Origin of the sequence: Franzmannia qiaohouensis, assembly GCF_031451695.1 — a bacterium.
GTDB classification, from domain to species: domain Bacteria; phylum Pseudomonadota; class Gammaproteobacteria; order Pseudomonadales; family Halomonadaceae; genus Franzmannia; species Franzmannia qiaohouensis.
In genome coordinates this window covers 151,319-171,708 of the sequence record NZ_JARWAM010000004.1, presented here as the reverse complement: position 1 = coordinate 171,708, position 20,390 = coordinate 151,319, and the positions used below count along the sequence as shown (strand labels likewise).

At 67.2% G+C, this 20,390-nt stretch carries 14 protein-coding genes; 8 read left to right on the top strand and 6 right to left on the bottom strand.

Annotated elements, in window-relative coordinates; genetic code table 11:
- Positions 1-4 precede the first annotated feature (4 nt).
- The gene (clpA, locus tag QC821_RS06715) at positions 5-2,281 is read left to right on the top strand and encodes an ATP-dependent Clp protease ATP-binding subunit ClpA (RefSeq protein ID WP_309718682.1); all 2,277 of its coding nucleotides are present in this window, start codon (positions 5-7) and stop codon (positions 2,279-2,281) included.
- 116 nt (positions 2,282-2,397) lie between these two features.
- Here the strand turns inward: clpA and infA are convergent, their stop codons facing one another.
- From infA to aat, 3 genes are all read right to left on the bottom strand, one after another.
- Complete coding sequence (gene infA, locus QC821_RS06710) at positions 2,398-2,616, bottom strand: translation initiation factor IF-1 (RefSeq protein ID WP_013332816.1); 219 nt, start codon at positions 2,614-2,616, stop codon at positions 2,398-2,400.
- A gap of 93 nt (positions 2,617-2,709) precedes the next feature.
- Complete coding sequence (locus QC821_RS06705; protein WP_309718680.1) at positions 2,710-3,447, bottom strand: arginyltransferase; 738 nt, start codon at positions 3,445-3,447, stop codon at positions 2,710-2,712.
- Positions 3,437-4,138 (bottom strand): leucyl/phenylalanyl-tRNA--protein transferase, encoded by a 702-nt coding sequence (gene aat / locus QC821_RS06700; protein ID WP_309718678.1) that lies wholly within the window; start codon positions 4,136-4,138, stop codon positions 3,437-3,439. Before aat ends, QC821_RS06705 begins: the two co-directional genes overlap by 11 nt.
- Before the next feature lie 181 nt (positions 4,139-4,319).
- On the opposite strand from aat, the gene QC821_RS06695 reads away from it, so the two are divergent.
- Together QC821_RS06695 and lolA are read left to right on the top strand one after the other, a co-directional pair.
- Positions 4,320-7,499 (top strand): DNA translocase FtsK, encoded by a 3,180-nt coding sequence (locus QC821_RS06695; protein WP_309718676.1) that lies wholly within the window; start codon positions 4,320-4,322, stop codon positions 7,497-7,499.
- Between the two features lie 116 nt (positions 7,500-7,615).
- The gene (gene lolA, locus QC821_RS06690; RefSeq protein WP_309718673.1) at positions 7,616-8,245 is read left to right on the top strand and encodes an outer membrane lipoprotein periplasmic chaperone LolA; all 630 of its coding nucleotides are present in this window, start codon (positions 7,616-7,618) and stop codon (positions 8,243-8,245) included.
- Between the two features lie 44 nt (positions 8,246-8,289).
- Here lolA and QC821_RS06685 read toward each other — a convergent pair whose 3' ends face one another.
- Complete coding sequence (locus QC821_RS06685; protein ID WP_309718671.1) at positions 8,290-9,627, bottom strand: replication-associated recombination protein A; 1,338 nt, start codon at positions 9,625-9,627, stop codon at positions 8,290-8,292.
- 248 nt (positions 9,628-9,875) lie between these two features.
- On the opposite strand from QC821_RS06685, the gene QC821_RS06680 reads away from it, so the two are divergent.
- Entirely contained in the window at positions 9,876-10,421 is a 546-nt protein-coding gene (locus tag QC821_RS06680; RefSeq protein ID WP_309719112.1) for a hemerythrin domain-containing protein, read from the top strand.
- A gap of 12 nt (positions 10,422-10,433) precedes the next feature.
- Here the strand turns inward: QC821_RS06680 and QC821_RS06675 are convergent, their stop codons facing one another.
- Positions 10,434-11,696 carry a Y-family DNA polymerase gene (locus QC821_RS06675; RefSeq protein WP_309718668.1) on the bottom strand — a complete coding sequence of 421 codons (1,263 nt, stop codon included), beginning with the start codon at positions 11,694-11,696 and terminating at the stop codon, positions 10,434-10,436.
- Between the two features lie 14 nt (positions 11,697-11,710).
- Entirely contained in the window at positions 11,711-12,154 is a 444-nt protein-coding gene (locus QC821_RS06670; protein ID WP_309718665.1) for a LexA family protein, read from the bottom strand.
- A 155-nt stretch (positions 12,155-12,309) separates the two neighbouring features.
- Between QC821_RS06670 and QC821_RS06665 the strand changes: the two genes are divergently transcribed.
- The 4 genes from QC821_RS06665 (at position 12,310) to QC821_RS06650 (ending at position 20,290) form a co-directional block, all read left to right on the top strand.
- A complete protein-coding gene (locus QC821_RS06665; protein WP_309718662.1) occupies positions 12,310-13,185 on the top strand; it encodes a LysR family transcriptional regulator in 876 nt (291 codons plus the stop codon).
- Positions 13,182-13,997, top strand: a complete 816-nt coding sequence (gene murI, locus QC821_RS06660; RefSeq protein WP_309718659.1) for a glutamate racemase — start codon at positions 13,182-13,184, stop codon at positions 13,995-13,997. The genes QC821_RS06665 and murI overlap by 4 nt, the downstream gene beginning before the upstream one ends.
- A gap of 40 nt (positions 13,998-14,037) precedes the next feature.
- Positions 14,038-15,156 (top strand): tRNA (uridine(54)-C5)-methyltransferase TrmA, encoded by a 1,119-nt coding sequence (trmA, locus tag QC821_RS06655; RefSeq protein ID WP_309718656.1) that lies wholly within the window; start codon positions 14,038-14,040, stop codon positions 15,154-15,156.
- Between the two features lie 295 nt (positions 15,157-15,451).
- Positions 15,452-20,290, top strand: a complete 4,839-nt coding sequence (locus QC821_RS06650; RefSeq protein ID WP_309718654.1) for an NAD-glutamate dehydrogenase — start codon at positions 15,452-15,454, stop codon at positions 20,288-20,290.
- The last annotated feature ends 100 nt before the right edge of the window (positions 20,291-20,390 follow it).

Below are 20,390 nucleotides of genomic sequence, written 5' to 3'. Positions count from 1 at the left end.
TGCCATGCTGAGCAAAGAACTTGAACTGACCCTGAACACGGCCTTTACCGTGGCCCGCTCCAAGCGCCACGAGTTCATGACCGTTGAGCACCTGCTGCTGGCTCTGCTGGACAACGCCTCTGCGGCAGACGTGCTAAGAGCCTGCGGGGCCAACCTCGAAAAGCTGCGCTCCGACCTGCAGGATTTCATCAATTCCACCACGCCGCTGATTCCCGAGGATCAGGTCGACCGCGAAACACAGCCAACGCTGGGCTTCCAGCGGGTGCTGCAGCGCGCGGTCTTCCACGTGCAGTCCTCCGGCAAGAGCGAGGTCACCGGCGCCAATGTACTGGTGGCGATCTTCTCCGAGCAGGAGAGCCAGGCGGTCTACTTCCTCAAGCAGCAGAACGTGGCGCGAGTGGATGCCGTCAACTACATCGCCCACGGCATCTCCAAGGTTTCCGGGCACACCCAGAATCCGTCGTCGGCACCGTCATCGGATGCCGAAGAGGGCGAGGAGGGCGGTAACGAAGGGGCCGCGCACCCGCTTACCGGCTATGCCACCAATCTCAACGAGCAGGCGCGACTGGGCAAGATCGACCCGCTGATCGGCCGCGACCACGAGCTCGAGCGGGTCGTGCAGATCCTTGCCCGGCGGCGCAAGAACAATCCGCTGCTGGTGGGTGAGGCCGGGGTCGGCAAGACCGCCATCGCCGAGGGCCTGGCCAAGCGGGTCGTCGAGGAGGAAGTGCCCGACGTAATCGCCGATGCGGTGGTCTACTCGCTGGACATGGGCGCACTGCTGGCCGGTACCAAGTACCGCGGCGACTTCGAGAAGCGCCTCAAGAGCCTGCTGGCGGAGCTCAAGAAGCAGCCCAACGCGATCCTGTTCATCGACGAGATCCACACCGTGATCGGTGCCGGCGCGGCGTCCGGTGGCGTCATGGACGCTTCCAACCTGCTCAAGCCGCTGCTCTCGTCGGGTGAGCTGCGCTGCATCGGCTCGACCACCTTCCAGGAGTTCCGCGGCATCTTCGAGAAGGACCGTGCCCTGGCCCGGCGCTTCCAGAAGGTCGATGTGATGGCGCCCTCGGTCGAGGACACCATCCGCATTCTCAAGGGCCTGCGTGGGCGCTTCGAGGAGCACCATAAGCTCAAGTACACCGACGGCGCGCTGGAGAGCGCTGCGCGCCTGGCGGATCGCTACATCAACGATCGCCACCTGCCCGACAAGGCCATCGACGTGATCGACGAGGCCGGCGCCCATCAGCGCCTGCTGCCGCCGGAAGTGCGGGTCGATGCCATCGACGTCGATCAGGTCGAGGCGGTAGTCGCCTCGATCGCGCGGATTCCGCCGAAGAGCGTCTCCAGCTCCGACCGCAAGCTGCTCTCCAACCTCGAGCGCGACCTCAAGATGCTGGTGTTTGGCCAGGACGAGGCGATCACCAGCCTGTCGGCGGCGATCAAGCTGTCGCGGGCCGGCCTCAAGTCGCCGGACAAGCCGGTGGGCAGCTTCCTGTTCTCCGGCCCCACCGGGGTCGGCAAGACCGAGGTGGCCAAGCAGCTGGCCTCGCTGATGGGCATTGAGCTGGTGCGCTTCGACATGTCCGAGTACATGGAGCGTCACACCGTGTCGCGGCTGATCGGCGCACCTCCCGGCTACGTCGGCTACGACCAGGGCGGGCTGCTCACCGAGGCGATCACCAAGCAGCCGCACTGCGTGCTGCTGCTCGACGAGATCGAGAAGGCGCACCCCGAGGTCTTCAACCTGCTGCTGCAGGTCATGGATCATGGCCGCCTGACCGACAACAACGGCCGCGAGGCGGACTTCCGTCACGTGATCCTGATTATGACCTCGAATGCCGGTGCCGAGCAGATCGCGCGGCGCTCGATCGGCTTCCAGACCCAGGACCACTCCACCGACGGCATGGAGGTGATTCGCAAGACCTTCACCCCCGAGTTCCGCAATCGTCTCGACGGCATCATCCAGTTCCATGGCCTGGTGCCCGAAGTGGTGCGCAACGTGGTCGACAAGTTCCTGGTCGAACTACAGGCGCAGCTCGACGAGAAGCGCGTGCAGCTCGATGTCGACGAGGCGGCGCGCAGCTGGCTTGCCGAGCAGGGCTATGATCCGGAGATGGGCGCACGGCCGATGGCGCGTCTGATTCAGGACAAGCTCAAGAAGCCGCTGGCCGAGATGATCCTGTTCGGTGAGCTCTCCGAACACGGTGGCGTGGTCCACGTCAGCGTCGAGGAGGGGGACGACGAGCTGCGGCTGGAAACCGAGGCCGAGCTGGCCTGAACGTAACGCGACCGGTGCATGCCGGTCGCAGCCACTAGCACACCGGCGCCCTGTCATATGACGGGGCGTCGCGCGTTATGGGGCTGCGGTTCGGGGGCCGGTGGCGCGGCGCGGGCTTAGCGAGAGCGGTAGACGATGCGGCCCTTGGACAGGTCGTAGGGCGTCAGCTCGACCTTGACCTTGTCGCCGGTCAGGATGCGGATGTAGTTCTTGCGCATCTTGCCGGAGATGTGCGCGGTGACCACGTGGCCGTTTTCCAGCTCGACGCGGAACATGGTATTAGGAAGGGTATCGACGACGACGCCTTCCATTTCGATATGGTCTTCACGTGCCATATTAGGCGGTTCCTCGTAATGGTGCACTTGGTGTTGGTCAACAAGATAGCGCGATATTGTGCCGCAAGCCGCCCTTCAAGGCAAAAAAGCCGCTCATAGTGGAATCTCGCGACGCCAGTGGCGGCCGTGCAAGTACTCCAGTGGCTGAAAGCTGCGCTTATAGTTCATCTTGCGGCACTCGCGAATCCAGTAGCCCAGGTAGACGTGGGGGAGCTCACGGCGGCGGGCCAGCTCGACCAGGCTGAGCACCGCATGGCTGCCCAGTGAACGCCGCTCGAGGGCCGGGTCGGGATCGAAGAAGGTGTAGATCGCCGATATCCCGTGGCCCAGCAGGTCGATGGCCGCAACCGCCACCAGGCGCCCCTCGAGGCGAAACTCGAGCAGCCGCGCATAGGGGTGATCGAGGGTCAGGAAGGTGCGGTATTGCTCGTGGCTGGGCGGGTACATGTCACCGTCGGCGTGGCGCTCGCGAATATAGCGCGAGTAGAGGCCGTAGTGCTCGGCGTTGAAGCGCGCCGGGCACTCGTGCAGGGTCAGGTCGGCGTTGCGCCGCAGCAGCTTGCGTTGGCTGCGGTTGGGGGTAAAGTCGGCAACCGGAATGCGCACCGAGACGCAGGCATTGCAGGCGTCGCAGTGGGGGCGGTAGAGATGCCGCCCGCTGCGCCGAAAGCCGAGCAGGGCCAGGGCATCGTAGACGCCCTGGCCAGGGGACTCCTGGGGGTCGAGAAACAGCGTGGTGGCCTCGCGTTTCTCGAGATAGCTGCAGGCATGCGGGACCGTCAGAAAGAAGCGGAGATCCCGCGTCGGCTGCTGAGGCGTGTTACTGCTCACTGTCGCCCTCTCCTGGCGGGTGGAAGGCCGGCTTGGCGGCCCGTGCATACTGCTCAAGATAGTCGAGGAAGCTGTCTCGGGCGATGTCCCGTGCACCAAGGCTAGCCAGGTGGGCGGTGTGCATCTGGCAATCGATCAGCCCGCCGCCAGCGGCCTGGAGGTGCCTGGCAAGGGCCACCAGGGCGATCTTCGAGGCGTCGCGCTCCCGCGAGAACATCGATTCGCCGAAGAACATCCGACCAATGGCCACGCCATACAGGCCGCCGACCAGCTCTTCTTCGCGCCATACCTCCACCGAATGGGCGTGGCCGAGGCGGTGCAGGGCCAGGTAGGCGTGGCGCATCTCGGCGGTGATCCAGGTGCCCTCGTGGGCGGCTCGCGTCTCGGCACAGGCCTCGATGACCGCAGCGAAGGCGCGGTCGAGGCTGGTCGAGAAGCCACCGTTGCGCAGCCGCTTGGCGAGGCTGCGGCGCACCTTGAGCTCCCCGGGAAACAGCACCATGCGCGGATCGGGGCTCCACCACAGGATCGGCTGGTCGTCGCTGTACCAGGGGAAGATGCCGCGCCGGTAGGCTGCCAGCAGCCACGCCGGCGTCAGCGCGCCGCCAGCGGCCAGCAGGCCATCGGGGTCGTCGAGGGCTGTGTCGGTCGGCGGAAACTGAATCGGCGTCGGGGGCAGCCAGGGCAGCATCGGTAGGCACGGTCTATATCGGAAGCGGGCAGCCATTATTGACCATGGGCAGGGCGAGGGTCATCCCCGGCGTGGTGCTGTCGCCGATTCCCTACTGTGATGCGGCCTGCTGGCTCGGTATGATGGCGCCATTGCAAGACCATGGAAGACGCCGTAACAGGCGTACAAGGGGGAAGGTCGCTTGAGTGTCAATAAGAGAGCCAGCGGTCGCCGTACCACGGCGACCCAGGCCAAGGGCAGGGCCAGTCAGGCCAAGGACCAGGCGCGTCGCGTCGGATTGAAACTGCAGGGCGCCAGCCGCGAAGGCGTGGTGATCATGCTGCTGGCCGGCTGCGTATTTCTGCTGCTGTCGCTGTTCAGCTACCAGTCGGGTGATCCGGGGTGGTCGCACAGCGGACCCGAGACGGCGGTCGGTAACTGGATGGGACCGGTCGGCGCCTGGCTGTCCGACGTGCTCTACTCGCTGTTTGGTGCCAGCGCGCTGTGGTGGCCCGGGATGCTCGGTTTTGCCGCCTGGTGGTTGGTGCGCTCGCGTCAGGTGCGCTTCGAATGGGACACCACCGTGCTGGCGGTCAAGGCCGCCGGCCTGGTGCTGCTGCTGCTCGGCACCACCACCCTCGGCGCACTGCACTTCTATAGCCCCTACAGCGGGCTGCCCTACGCCTCGGGCGGGATTCTCGGTGAAGGGCTGGTAGCAGGGTTATACCCGCTGGTCGGCGCCCACGGCACCACGCTGCTGGCCATGGTATCGATCCTGTGTGGCTTCCCGCTGTTCTCCGGCCTCTCCTGGCTGACCGTAATGGACGAGCTGGGCCGCCAGCTGTTTCGCCTGATCGGCTGGGTCTGGGGGCTGCTCGGTGGGGCCAAGGATCACTGGCTGGTCCGTCGCGAGCAGACCCGCGATGCCAAGCGCAGCGATGAGCAAGCCCGGCGCAGCGAGGAGGAAACCGCCTCCCGCGATGAACCCGATGAGCAGGACGACGCAGCCTCGAGCCGCTGGTGGCAGCGCCTGCTGCCCGGTGGGCGTGCTGCCAGCGTGGCGTTGGATACGGCGTCGGCGCACGGCGAGGCGCGTCGTGAGCCCGGCTTCGGCGACGATGGCAAAACCGACATTCCCTGGGAAGTGCCGGCACAGACGCCCTCCGCTAAACGCCCCGAGGCGGCCTATAGCGCGCGGGTCGCGGACAGCTCTCCGGCGAGCGGCAGCCAGCCCGCCTGGGCGGGCGCCGTCAGTGCCGCGGACGCCGCCGGTACCGACCAGGCGCCGCTGCGTCCTGAGCTCGATGAGCCGCGCTGGGCCGGCATGTCATTGAGCGCCCAGCGCGATGACGCTCCCAGCCCGCTGGCGGCCGAGCCGACACCCAGCGAACCGGCTCCCGTTGAACCGGCCCCGGCTGAGCCGCGGCCCAGCGTAGCCGACGAACTGGACGCAGACGACGAGGCGCGCCCCCAGGCCTGGGCTTCCTCCGGCTCATCGCCGCACTCCCCGGCGCGCAGCGACAAGCGCGAACCGAGCCTGGTCAGCTGGCGCGACGCCGACTGGGACGATGAGCCTGACGCCGATGAGCCGCGCCTGTCGTGGTCGGATCTCGACGAGCCCGACACGCCGTCAGCACCGGCCAAGGTGGCCGACGAGCACGTGCCACCCGATCACCCTGCGGCAGACCACGGCGCGGCGGAAGAGGCCGCTCCCCAGACGGTTCCCGAGCCTGGCCAGTCGCCGGTCGAGCCGCCGCGGGTGGCCAGCGCCGAGCAGGGCCGCGCCGCGGCCGCCGAGCCCGCCGGCCCGGCGCTGTGGACCGTGGAGCACCTGCAGAACCAGCGCCCCCAGTTCGATATGGCCTCGGAGCCTGACGGTGAACTGCCCAGCCTGCGGCTGCTGACGCCGCCGGAGCCGCATCAGCCCAACTACACCCAGGAGCAGCTGACCAGCATGGCCGAGCTGCTCGAGACGCGGCTGCGCGAGTATGGCGTCAAGGCCGAGGTGGTCGAGACCTGGCCGGGGCCGGTGATCACGCGTTTCGAGATCAAGCCCGCCGCCGGGGTCAAGGTCTCCAAGATCAGCAACCTGGCCAAGGACCTGGCGCGCTCGCTGATGGTCAAGAGCGTGCGGGTGGTGGAGATCATCCCCGGCAAGCCCACCGTGGGTATCGAGATTCCCAATCCCAAGCGCGCCATGATTCGACTGCGCGAGGTGATCGACTCCGACCGCTACCAGCACGAGGCCTCGGCGCTGACCCTGGCCTTGGGCCAGGACATCGGCGGCGCGCCGGTGGTCGCCAACCTCGGCAAGATGCCGCACCTGCTGGTGGCCGGCACCACCGGCTCGGGCAAGTCGGTGGGGGTCAACGCCATGTTGATCTCGATGCTGCTCAAGGGCACCCCGGACGAGGTGCGCATGATCATGGTCGACCCCAAGATGCTCGAGCTGTCAGTGTACGACGGCATCCCGCATCTGCTGGCGCCGGTGGTCACCGACATGAAGGAGGCCGCCAACGCGCTGCGCTGGTGCGTGGCCGAGATGGAGCGTCGCTACAAGCTGATGGCGGCCATGGGCGTGCGCAATATCGCCGGCTTCAACGCCAAGCTCGACGAGGCCGAGCGCGCCGGTGCCCAGGTCGCCGACCCGCTGTGGGAGCCGCAGCCGTGGCAGATGCACGAAACGCCGCCGGTGCTCGAGAAGCTGCCCTATATCGTGGTGGTGATCGACGAGTTCGCCGACATGTTCATGATCGTCGGCAAGAAGGTCGAGGAGCTGATCGCACGGTTGGCGCAGAAGGCTCGCGCCGCCGGCATCCACCTGATTCTGGCCACCCAGCGCCCGTCGGTGGACGTGGTGACCGGCCTGATCAAGGCCAACATTCCCACCCGCATGGCCTTCCAGGTCTCCTCGCGGGTCGACTCGCGCACCATCCTCGATCAGGGCGGCGCCGAGAACCTGCTCGGCCACGGCGACATGCTCTACCTGCCGGCCGGCTCGGGTCTGCCGACGCGGGTCCACGGCGCCTTCGTCGACGATGACGAAGTGCACCGCATCGTCGAGGACTGGAAGCGCCGCGGCGAGCCCGAGTACATCGAGGAGATCCTCTCCGGGGGCGTATCCGCCGATGCCCTCACTGGGCTCGAGGCCGAAGGTGGCAGCGACGGCGACGACGCCGAGCAGGACGCCCTCTACGACGAGGCGGTGATGTTCGTTACCGAGTCGCGGCGCGCCTCGATCTCGGCGGTGCAGCGACGCTTCAAGATCGGCTACAACCGCGCCGCGCGGCTGGTGGAAGCCATGGAAGCGGCGGGCGTGGTGTCGTCGATGGGCAGCAACGGCAGCCGCGAGGTGCTGGCCGGCCCGCCCGCCGGCGACTGACAAAAGCATGCAGCAATCGTGGAAGCGTCGGCCGCGCTGCAACGTCCCCTCGAGGGCGCTGTCCATGTATCGGGAACACAACTTCGCCGCCCAACGTGCGACGTAACGGAGTCAAGATGAAACTGAAGACATCGCTGCTGGCCCTGTCGCTGGCTGCCGCCTCGCCGCTCACCGCGCTGGCCGATGACGGCGCCCAGCGCCTTACCCAGCTGCTCGATTCGCTGGAGACCTATAGCGCCGACTTCGAGCAGCAGATCCTCGACGGCAGCGGCCAGCGTCTCCAGGAGGCGCGGGGCCAGATGTGGCTGTCACGTCCCGGCAAGTTCCGCTGGGAAGTCGACGCGCCCTACCGCCAGGAGGTGGTGTCCGACGGTGACGAGGTTTTCCTGCATGACCCGGACCTCGAGCAGGTCACCGTGCAGGCGCTGGATACCCGGGTCACCCATACACCGGCACTGCTGCTCTCCGGCAGCGCCGCCGAGCTCACCGATAGCTACCAGGTGAGCCATCAGCAGCAGGGCGATACCGAGACCTTCACCCTGGTGCCGCGCGGCGCCGATACGCTGTTCGAGGAGCTCAAGATGACCTTCTACGGCGAGCAGTTCGGCGCCCTGCAGATGAACGACAGCACCGGCCAGCGTACCGCCATCGAGTTCAGCAGTATCGAGGTCAATGGCAGCATCGATGATGCGATGTTCGCGTTCGAGATCCCCGACAACGCCGATGTGATTCGCGACGATCACTGATTCCCGCCGTGCTTACGCTGACGCCGCCTCCCAGGGCGGCGTTTTCATTTGTCGCCATCGGCCTCGGCGTCGAGCTCGGCGCGCCACGCCATGATCTGCTTGTAGCGCGCCTCCTGGCCGTAGTCGCTGGGCTGGTAGAGGCTCGCCGGTGGCAGCTGCTCGGGCCAGCAGTCATGGCGGCGGCCGGCGGGGTAGCCGTGGGGCTCGTGGTGGGCGTAGCGATAGCCCTCGCCGTGGCCGAGCTCCTTCATCAGCTGGGTCGGTGCGTTGCGCAGGTAGACGGGGACCTCGAGGGTGGGGTGCTGGGCGGCAAGCGCCTTGGCCTGCTTCCAGGCCTGGTCGATGGCGTTGCTCTTGGGCGCCACCGCCAGGTGGATGGCGGCGTGGGCGATGGCCCGCTGGCCCTCGTAGTCGCCGAGGCGTAGGTAGGCGTCCCAGGCCGCCATCACCAGCGGCAGTGCCCGCGGGTCGGCGTTGCCGACGTCCTCCGAGGCGATCGCCGCCAGGCGCCGGATCACGTCGAGGGGGTCGCCGCCGCCCTGCATGAACTGCGCCATGTACATCAGCGCGGCGTCGACCCGCGACGAGCGCACCGACTTGTGGATCGCCGAGAGCAGGTCGTAGTAGTGATCGCCCTGCTTGTCGAAGGCGCTGGCCTGATGGCCGAGCACGTCGTCCAGTGCCTCGGCCTTGAGTCGCTCTTCATCGCCCTCCGGGACGCAGAAATCGCAGGCGGTCTCGAGCAGGCCCAGGGCGCGTCGCGCATCGCCGCCGGCGGCACGTGCCAGCATGCCGAGCACGCCCTCGTCGACGCGGATGCGCCGCTGGCCAAGGCCGCGCTCGCGATCCTCGAGCGCCTGGCGCAGCACGGCCAGCAGTTCGTCCTCGCCGAGCGCCTTGAGCACGTAGACCCTGGCCCGCGACAGCAGCGCCGAGTTGACCTCGAAGGAGGGGTTCTCGGTGGTGGCGCCGATCAGTGTCAATAGCCCGGATTCGACGTGGGGCAGCAGGGCGTCCTGCTGGCTCTTGTTGAGACGGTGGATCTCGTCGAGGAACAGCAGGGTCTGGCGATCCTGGGACTGCGCCAGGCGTGCCCGCTCTACGGCGGCGCGAATATCCTTGACCCCGGCCATCACTGCCGACAGCTGCTCGAGCTGGGCGTCGGCCTCGTGGGCGAGAATTTCGGCCAGGGTGGTCTTGCCCACGCCCGGCGGGCCCCACAGGATCATCGAACGCACCGTGGCACTTTCGGCCATGCGGCGCAGCGGCTTGTCCGGGCCGACCAGCGCCTGCTGGCCGATATATTCATCCAAACGCCGCGGGCGCATGCGGTAGGCCAGCGGGGCGCTGGCGTTGGCGTGTGACTGGCTGAAAAGATCCATGCTTTCCTCAGTATGCTTCGTATGCGACGTTTGGCGACAGGCAGGATGACGCCATACCCACTAGGGTTAAACACTCATCTTAGCCGTGGCGTCATTCCAGGCTGGTATGACGTCAGCGCGCGTAGGCGATTTTCGTATCGACGCCTAGCCGGTTGGAACCTGGGACACCCAAGCGTGATCCAATGTCGTGCCGATGTTTGCCCTCGAACAGCAGAGCCTTCGACAGCAGAGGAGGACCCTCCATGCCCATGCTGACCCAACTGCGCCAGGATCATGCCAATATGGCGCGCCTGTTGCACGTGCTGCAGCTCAAGCAGAAGACGCTCGCCGCCGGCGAGCGGCCTGACTTCCAGCTGATCCGCGAAGTCGTCGACTATATCCTTGGCTACATGGAGGACTTCACCGTGCCACTCGAGCGGCTGTGCAGCGAGCAGCTGGCGGCACAGGTGCCGGAGGTGCGCGAGCTGAGCAATCGCCTCAGCGCTGACTACCGCGCGCTGCGCGAGCGTCTGCAGCGTCTGTCCCAGGATATCGACATGATCCTGATGGACGCGGTGCTGCCCATGGACCGCTTCGCCGATGACCTGCGCGCCTATCTCGAGGCCCACCGTGGCTACCTGCGCGACGAGCGCGAGGCGCTCTTCCCACTCATTGCCGAGCACTTCGACGACGCCGACCTGCGCCATCTGGCGACCCTGCTGCCCGAGGGCGCCAAGGCGCGACTCGAGTATCTGCAGGCGGCCTATCCCGAACTCTACGCCGAGCTGCGAGCCACCCCTGAGCCGGCACTCTAGGGCGCGCGCCCGTCAGCGGGCGCGCACCGCCGGCAGCTCATCCCAGCGCGTGGTGTAGCGCGACGAGCGCTGGCGGCTGTGCATCTGCCAGTCTGCCTCTGCCGCCTGTACGCCGAGCGTTAGCGCTTCGCGGCCGAAACGCGCGCGGACACCGTCCCAGGCGCGCATCAGGCGTGCCTGTTCGGGCGCTTCGGCGGGCGCCAGCAGCGAGGCCTGATGGTGCTGGCGCGGGCTCAGGTCGGTAAGCATCACGCCCAGCTTGTGATAGGCCAGCCCCGCTTCCCAGAGCTGGCCGAGCAGCTGCTGGGCGAGGCGGTTGAGGTGCAGGGTGTCGGCGCTGGGGACCGCCAGCGGCGCCCACAGGCTGGCACGACGCTGGACCACGTCCTGGAACGGGTTGGTGCGCAGGAAGACGCCGATGGCGGCGGCCTGGAGGTCGTCGCGACGCAGTTTTTCGCCGGCCCGCTGACAGTGGTAGCGCAGCGCGGTGGCCAGTGACTCGCGCCGCCGCAGCGCCTGGCGAAACGAGCGCGAACAGAGGATGCTACGCCGCGGCGTGGCCAGGTCGGTGCCCGCCAGGCAGGGGTGGCCGGCAAGCTCGAGGGCGGTGCGCGCCACTAACACGCCAAAGCGCCGCTGCAGCCAGCCGCTGGGGGCGGCACGCAGCGCACCGGCGGTATCGATGCCCTGGTCGAGCAGCCGGCACTGCAGACGCTCGCCGATCCCCCACACCGCGTTCAGCGGCAGTTCGGCGAGCGTCGCGCGCAGGTCACGGTCGTCAGCGTGGGACCAGACACACACCTGGGGCCGGCCCGGCTGACGCTTGGCGCGGTGGTTGGCGAGTTTGGCCAGGGTACGGGTCGGGGCGATACCCACCGACACCGGCAGCCCCACCTCCCGCGCCACCGCCTGGCACAGCTCAGCGCCGAGGACGTCGAGGTCGCCGGGCAGGCCGCGCAGATCGAGGAAACTCTCGTCGATGGAGTAGGGCTCCAGGCCCGGCACTCGCGCGGCCAGTACCTGCTGGGTACGCGCCGAGAGGTCGCCGTAGAGGGTGTAGTTGGACGAGCACAGGGTGATGCGGCGACGCAATGCCGGGGCGATCTTGTGGGTCGGAATGCCCATCGGGATGCCCAGCGCCTTGAACTCGTTGGAGCGGGCGATCACGCAGCCGTCGTTGTTCGACAGCACACCCACCGGCTGGCCTTCCAGGTGGGGGGCGAACAGCCGTTCACAGCTGACGTAGAAGTTGTTGGCATCGACCAGCGCGTACACGACGGGCTCCCGGCTCAGGTAGTCATTGGCGGCGCCTGGCGGCAGCCGTGCACCACATAGTGCACCACGCCCCACAGGCGGCAGTCGTTCTCATTGTCGAGGGGCAGGCGTGCCTGGTGGGCAGCGGGAGGGCACAGCCAGCGGTGCTGGCGGTGGCCGTCGAGCCGCCGCAGGCAGAGTGCACCATCGATGACCGCCACCACCCAGTCGCCGCGCTGCGGCGCCAGTGCACGGTCGACCACCAGCAGGTCGCCGTGCTGGAAGCCGGTCTCGGCCTGGGCGTCGCCCTCGACGCGCATGAAGAAGGTCGAGGCGGGACTCGGCACTAGCTGGCGGTGCAGGTCCAGCGGGGTGTCCAGATAGTCGTCGGCGGGCGAGGGAAAGCCGCTGGCGCCGCGGCGCTGCAGGCCGGGGTGGGGCTTGCGAGCGGCGTGCTGGGGAATCGGGGTCAGGCGCATGCGTGGCTCCAAGTGTGCAAATCTTATGCTGTAAAAATAACCAGTATTTGGCTGCTGGGCAAGGGGGCCCGTGATGGTCGAGTCGTGGCCGGCGGCAGGGTAGAATGCTCGGCATCGAACACATCGCGCGGGGCGCTATGGACCGGCTACAGGCAATGCAGATATTTCGCGCCGTCGTCGAGGCGGGTAGCTTCGCCGGCGGCGCGCGCAAGCTCGGACTCTCCAACGCCATGGTAAGCAAGCAGATATCGCGCCTTGAAGCGCTGCTCGGAGTGCGCCTGTTGGCCCGTACCACTCGGCGCCTGCAGTTGACCGCGGAGGGAGAGCGCTATCTGCAGGGGGCCGCACGGCTGCTCGATGAACTCGGTGAGCTGGAGGCGGAACTGGGCGAGCAGCGCGGCGAGGTGCGCGGCCGCCTGCGTCTGTCGGCGCCGCTGGATTTTGGCGTGCGCGAGCTGATGCCGGCGCTGCAGGCCTTCGAGCAGGCCCACCCGGGGGTGGAGCTGGAGGTGGTGCTCGAGGATCGCCGCGTCGACCCGCTGGCCGAAGACTTCGACCTGGTGGTACGCATCGGCACGCTGGAGGACTCCAGCCTGATTGCCCGCCCGCTGATGGCGATGCCGATTCACTTGTACGGCGCGCCGAGCTACTTCGAGCGCTACGGCGTGCCGCGCCATCCCCGCGAACTCGCCAACCACCGCTGCCTGCACTACAGCCTGCAGCGCGGTGGCCCGGGCTGGGTCTTCCAGGTTGACGGCCAACTGGAGCGGGTGCGCTATCGGCCGGTGTTGACCTGCAACAATGGCCGCGCCCTGGTCGAGGCTGCGGCGCGCGGCATGGGGCTGGCAATGAAGCCGGCCTTTCTCGGCGAGCCCGAGGTGCGCCGCGGCCGCCTGGTGCGAGTGCTCGAGAGCTTTGCGCCACCGCCCCTCGCGGTACATCTGCTCTACGCCGAGCGTGAACTGATGCCGGCGCGGCTGCGGGTGCTGATCGAGACGCTGCTGGCGCATTTCCAGGCGCGTTCGGCATGAGCGGGCCGCTGCTGGTGTTCGACTCCGGGGTGGGCGGGCTGTCGGTGGTAGCGGCCATGCGTCGGCGATTGCCCGAGGCCTCGCTGAGCTATGCCTGCGACAACGCCATGCTGCCCTATGGCACCAAGCCGGACGCCTGGCTGGTGACACGCTGCGTGGCGGTGTGCGAGGCAGCGGTGGCGGCCAGCGGTGCCAGCGCCCTGGTGGTGGCCTGCAACACCGCCAGCACCCTGGCCCTCGAGGCGCTGCGCGCCCGGCTGTCGATTCCGGTGGTAGGCACGGTGCCGGCGATCAAGCCCGCCGCGGCGCTGTCGCGCAGCGGCCACCTGGCGCTGCTGGCCACCTCGGCCACGGTCAATCGTCCCTACACGCGACGGTTGATCGAGACCTTTGCCGGCCACTGCCAGGTGCAGCGCCTGGCCGCCGACCCGCTGGTCGGCCATACCGAGGCGTGGTTGGCCGGCGCGCCGCTTGACCGGGACGTGATCGAGGCGTGCCTGGCGCCGCTGTGGCAGGACCCCGAACTCGATACCGTGGTGCTCGGCTGCACCCACTTCCCGCTGCTTGGCGAGGCGCTGGCCGCCGCCGCGCCGCGGCCGGTGACCTGGATCGATTCGGGTGACGCCATCGCTCGTCGAGTCGCCCAAGTGGTGTCGCCGCTGCCCACGCTGCCCGGCCCGCAGACCGCCTGGCTGACCCGCGAGGCGCCGTCGCTGGCGCCGGCCCTGGCGCGCTATGGCTTCGCCGAGGTGCGCTGCCTGGCGCTGGATAAGGCCCGTACTGATACGACGTTCCCTTCGTCGACGCCCTGAGGCGTCGCCTATACCGTATTCTCACCGTCAAGGAGGCCTTGTGGCCGTACCCGTCGTCGATCCACCGCGCTACGCCGAGCAGCTCGAGGCCAAGCGTCAGCGCATCAGCGCACAGTTCGCGCGCTTCGATCCGCCGCCGCTGGAGGTGTTTGCCTCGCCGCCGAGCCACTACCGCATGCGCTGCGAATTTCGCCTGTGGCACGAGGGCGACGACCTGTTCTACGCCATGTTCGAGGTCGATCCCGACGACCCCAAGCAGAAACGCGTGATTCGGCTCGATCAGTACCCGGTGGCCAGCCGGCGCATCAATCAGCTGATGCCTCAGCTGATCGAGGCGCTGCGTGACAACCCGCTGCTGCGCCGCAAGCTGTTCCAGGTCGAGTTCCTGACCACCCTGGCCGGTGAGGCGCTGGTCACGCTGATCTACCACAAGCCGCTGGACGAGGCCTGGGAGGCCGAGGCGCGGGCGCTGCAGGAGGCGCTGGATGTCGCCATCATCGGTCGTTCGCGCAAGCAGCGGCTGGTGCTCGAGCGCGACCACGTCTGGGAGCGGCTCGAGGTCGAGGGGCGCGAGTTTGCCTACCAGCAGGTCGAGAACAGCTTCACCCAGCCCAATGCCGAGATCTGCCGCGACATGCTCGGCTGGGCGCGGGACGTGACCCGCGACAGCCAGGCCGCCGACCTGGTCGAGCTCTACTGCGGCAACGGCAACTTCACCGTGGCCCTGGCCGAGAACTTCCGCCGCGTGTTGGCCACCGAGATATCGCGCACCTCGGTGGCCAGCGCGCGGGAGAACCTGGCCGCCAACGGGATCGACAACGTGCAGGTGGGGCGCATGTCGGCGGAGGAGTTCGCCGCGGCACTCAAGGGCGATAAGGGCGGCCGCCGGGTGGCCGAGATGGCGCTTGACGACTACGATTTTTCTACTGTGCTGGTGGATCCGCCGCGGGCCGGGCTGGATGACGCCAGCTGCGCGCAGCTCAGCGGCTATTCGCGCATCGTCTATATTTCATGCAACCCTGATACGCTGGCGGCCAACCTCGAACGGCTCTGCGATAGCCACCGCATCACGCGCTTCGCGCTGTTCGACCAGTTTCCCTGGACCCACCACTGCGAATGCGGGGTGCTACTGGAGCGGCGTGATCTAAGGGAGCGCTGAGCAAATCGTCGAGCGGGATGAAACGCAAGGCGCCCGCAGCGCAGAAACCGGAGCCTATGGGGTATAGGTGAGGATTTCGAGCAGCGCGTAACGCAGCGATTCGCCCGTGTAGGCATTTGTGCAGTGTTCCCTAAGTCAAGGGGTGATGCGTAACTGACATACAGCATGACAAGGCTGGCAAGTCGGTGGGGTCGGAGCCGCGTCGAGAGTAGAGTGACGCCACATGCGACCCTGCGGGTCGCTCACTGGACGATTTCGCCGGTCGCGCTGCGGCCGGCTCAGGCCGAGGTGATGGATGCAACACGTTGCGATCGAAGGCAAACAGGAGTTTCTGGCTCAGCTTCAGGAGCAGTTGGTCAAGCGGCTGCCGGACGACAAGGTCAAGGCGATCACCGCCTTCGCCGATGCGTTCTACGCCAGCGCGTCACTCGAGGACATGAGCGGGCGGCGCCCGGAGGATGTCTACGGCGCGACGCTATCGACCTGGCACTTCATCCAGAACCATGATCCGGCCAAGCCCAAGGTGCGGGTCTACAACCCCGATTTCGCCGAACACGGCTGGCAGTCGACCCACACCCAGGTCGAGGTCCTCCACGCCGACATGCCGTTTCTGGTCGACTCGGTGCGCATCGAGCTCAACCGCCGCGGTATCACCGTGCATGCCATCCACAATGCGGTGCTGGCCATGCAGCGCGATGCTAAGCATCGCCTGACCCGGGTGACCCGAGCCAACGACAAGGACGCGCCGCCGTCGCGTGAGTCGCTGATGGTGATCGAGGTCGATCGCCACTCCGATACCAAGCTGCTCGAGGAGATCGAGGCCAGCCTGCACGAGGTGCTGCTCGACGTGCGCACCGCGGTGGCCGATTTCGAGGCCATGCGTGGGCAGGTCGCGGCCGCCCTCGATGAGCTCAAGGCCAAGCGCCCCAAGCAGGTCGATTCCGCCGACCACGACGAGGCCAAGGCCTTCCTCGCGTGGCTGCTCGACAACAACTTCACCTTCCTCGGCTACGACGAGTACGAGGTGGTGGAGGTCGATGGCCACGACGAGCTCAAGCTGGTCGAGGGCAGCGAGCTGGGGGTGTTCCGCCTCGACCAGCCGCGCTACCGCGAGCGGATCCGCAACGACCAGGGCGTCGATGGCGACCACTACGTGCTGATCCCCGAGCTGCTGTCGTTCGCCAAGAGCGCCCATCACGCCCGCGTGCATCGTCCGGCCTACCCCGACTACATCTCCATCGACCGCTATGACGCCAAGGGCCGGGTAATCGGCGAGCGGCGCTTCCTGGGGCTGTATGCTTCTACGGTCTACAACGAGTCGCCGCGCAATGTGCCGGTGCTGCGCAAGAAGCTCAAGGCGGTGATGGAAGCCACCGGCGTCAACCCCGAGGGGCACGACGGCAAGCAGCTGATGCAGATCCTCGAGGTCTATCCCCGCGACGACCTGTTCCAGATCACCACCGAGGAGCTGACCCGTACCGCGCTTGGCATCCTCAATATCCGCGAGCGGCGTCGGGTGCGGCTGTTCGTGCGCGAAGACCGTTTCGGCAAGTTCTACTCCTGCCTGGTATTCGTGCCGCGGGACGTGTTCTCCACCGACCTGCGCGTGCGCATCCAGAACCTGCTGTGCGAAGAACTCGATGCCTCCTTCGGCGACTTCAACACCTATCTCTCCGAGTCGGTGCTGGCGCGCATCCAGCTGATCCTGCGCTTCAACGGCGATGCCCCGGCCGACTACGATCTCAAGCGCATCGAGAACAAGGTCATCAGCCTGGCGCGCAGCTGGCGCGACGAGCTTCACGAGGCGATGGTCGAGGGCTTCGGCGAGGAGCAGGCCAATCGCCTGATGGACGTCTATCGCGACGCCTTCCCGGCGGCCTATCGCGATGACTTCAGCGCCCGCACGGCGGTCTACGATATCCATCACGTCAATGACCTGGACGCCGGCGCGGCGCTGTCGCTGTCGCTCTATCGGCTGGTCGAGGAGGAGGGCGACGGGGTCAATCTCAAGCTGTTCCACCGCGACCGGCCGATCCCGCTCTCCGACGTGCTGCCGGTGATGGAGAACCTGGGGCTGCGAGTGATCGGCGAGCGCCCCTATGAGCTCACCCGCGACGACGGTACCTGCTGGATCCACGACTTCGATCTCGAGCACCACACCAACGAGGTGGTCAACCTGCAGGAGATGCGCGAGCCGTTCATCGACGCCTTCAAGCGCATCTGGAACGGCGAGGCCGAGAACGACGCCTTCAACCGCCTGGTGATCGGCGCCAACCTCAGCTGGCGCGAGGTGGCGATGCTGCGCGCCTATGCGCGCTACCTCAAACAGATCCGCTTCGGCCTGTCGCAGCTCTACATCGCCACTACCCTGACCAAGCACCCGGAGATCACCCGCGAGCTGGTCAGCTTGTTCGAGCTGCGCTTCGACCCCGAACAGGGCGATCGCGACAGCGAGGTCGAGGCATGCCTGGCGCGCCTGCAGCACAGCCTCGACGGCGTCGCCAGCCTCAACGACGACCTGCTGCTGCGCCGCTATATCGAGCTGATCCAGGCCACCCTGCGCACCAACTACTATCAGCCCGGCGTCGACGGCGAGCTCAAGGACTACATCGCCTTCAAGCTCGACCCGACCCGCGTGCCCGACATGCCCAAGCCGCGCCCGGCGTTCGAGATCTTCGTCTACTCGCCGCGGGTCGAGGGCGTGCACCTGCGTGGCGGCAAGGTGGCCCGCGGCGGGCTGCGTTGGTCGGATCGCCGCGAGGACTTCCGCACCGAGGTGCTGGGGCTGGTCAAGGCCCAGCAGGTCAAGAACGCGGTGATCGTGCCGGTGGGCGCCAAGGGCGGCTTCGTCTGCAAGCGCCTGCCCGAGGGTGGCGACCGCGATGCCCTGCAGCGCGAAGGCATCGCCTGCTACCAGATCTTCATTCGCGCGCTGCTCGACGTCACCGATAATCTGGTGGCCGGCGAGGTAGTGCCGCCCCAGGCGGTGGTGCGCCACGACGATGACGACCCCTACCTGGTGGTCGCCGCCGACAAGGGCACCGCGACCTTCTCCGACATCGCCAACGAGATCTCTCTCGAGTACGGCCACTGGCTGGGCGACGCCTTCGCCTCTGGCGGCGCCAACGGCTACGACCACAAGAAAATGGGGATTACCGCCAAGGGCGCCTGGGAGTCGGTCAAGCGCCACTTCCGCGAGTTCGGCGTCAATACCCAGGCCGACGAGTTCAGCGTGGTGGGCATCGGCGACATGGCCGGCGACGTGTTCGGCAACGGCATGCTGCTGTCGGACAAGATCCGCCTGCTCGGCGCCTTCAACCATCTGCATATCTTCATCGACCCGACGCCGGATGCGGCCAAGTCGTTTGCCGAGCGCAAGCGACTGTTTGAGCTGCCGCGTTCGAGCTGGGAGGACTACGACGCCAAGCTGATCTCCAAGGGCGGCGGGATCTTCTCGCGCAGCGCCAAGTCGATCGCGATCACGCCCGAGATGCAGGCGGCCTTCGACATACAGGCCGACAAGCTGGCCCCCAACGACCTGATCCGCGCCATGCTCAAGTCGTCGGTGGACCTGATCTGGAACGGCGGTATCGGCACCTACGTCAAGGCTGCCAGCGAGAGCGATGCCGAGGTCGGCGACAAGGCCAACGATGCGCTGCGCATCGACGGACGCGAGCTCAACTGCCGGGTGGTCGGCGAGGGCGGCAACCTGGGGCTGACCCAGCGCGGCCGCATGGAGGCCGCGGCGCGTGGGATTCGCGTCAATACCGACTTCATCGACAACGCCGGCGGGGTCAACTGCTCCGACCACGAGGTCAACATCAAGATCCTGCTCGACGATATCGTCAAGCGCGGCGACATGACCGACAAGCAGCGCAACCAGCTGCTCGCCGAGATGACCGAGGACGTGTCGCAGCTGGTACTGATCGGCAACTATCGCCAGACTCAAGCGCTGTCGCTCTCGGAAATTCTCTCCCACGAGGGCATGGGGCCCTACCGGCGCTTCATCAACGAGCTCGAGGCCAGCGGGCATCTCGACCGCGAGCTGGAGTTCCTGCCCGACGACGAGTCGCTGATCGAGCGCGCCAATGCCGACCAGGGGCTGACCCTGCCCGAGCTGTCGGTGTTGATCTCCTACGCCAAGAGCACCCTCAAGGGCGACCTGATCGTCTCGGAGGTGCCCGATGACCCCTATATCCAGCAGCACCTCGAGCGGATCTTCCCGCAGGTGCTGGTGGAGCGCTTCAAGACGGAAATGTACGACCACAAGCTGAAGCGCGAGATCGTCGCCACCCAGATCGCCAACGACCTGGTCGACCACATGGGCATCGTCTTCGTGCGGCGGCTGATGGACACTACCGGCGCCGGGCGCGCCGACATCGCCCGCGCCTATATCGTGGCCCGCGACAGCTTCAGCCTCAACGGCGTATGGCACAAGATCGAAGCCCTCGACAACAAGGTCGACAGCCGCGTGCAGTACCGCATGATGCTCGACCTGATGCGCCTGCTGCGGCGCGCCACGCGCTGGTTCCTGCGCCAGCGCAGCGGCATGACCACCAAGGACTGCATCGAGCACTTCGCGCCACGCCTGGCCCAGCTGCAGGAGAGCCTTGGCAAGCGCCTGCGCGGCGACGAGCGCGAGGCCTGGGAGGCGCGTCGCGACCAGCTCAAGGCGGCCGGCGTGCCGGATGCCCTGGCCAGCAGCGTGGCCTCGACCCAGAGCCTGTATGCCGGGCTCGGCATCATCGAGGCGGCCAAGCAGACCGACGAGAAGATCCAGCGCGTCGCCGAGGTGTTCTACGAGGTCGGCCATCGCCTCGAACTGCCGTGGATGATCGACCAGATCAACGCCCTGGAGGTGCGCGACAGCTGGCAGGCCCAGGCGCGCGAGAGTTTCCGCGACGATCTCGACCGCCAGCAGCTGGCATTGACGGTGGGCGTGATCAAGCTCGACAGCGGTGCGCGTGACGTCGAACAGCGTGTGGAACAGTGGCTCGAGCGACACGACCGGTTGTTCCAGCGCTGGTGCAGCCTGCTCGCCGAGGTGCGCTCCGGCAGCCAGGGTGGCTTCCCTCTGTTCTCGGTGGCGATCCGCGAACTGGCCGATCTCGCCGAGAGCAACGGCGAGAGCTGACGCGCCGCTCGCTGCCGCACGATGAGCCCCCGCCGACGCGGGGGTTCGTCGTTTCCGCTTGAGCGAAGGACGCCGGGGACAGGCCGAAGAGGAGGTTCTA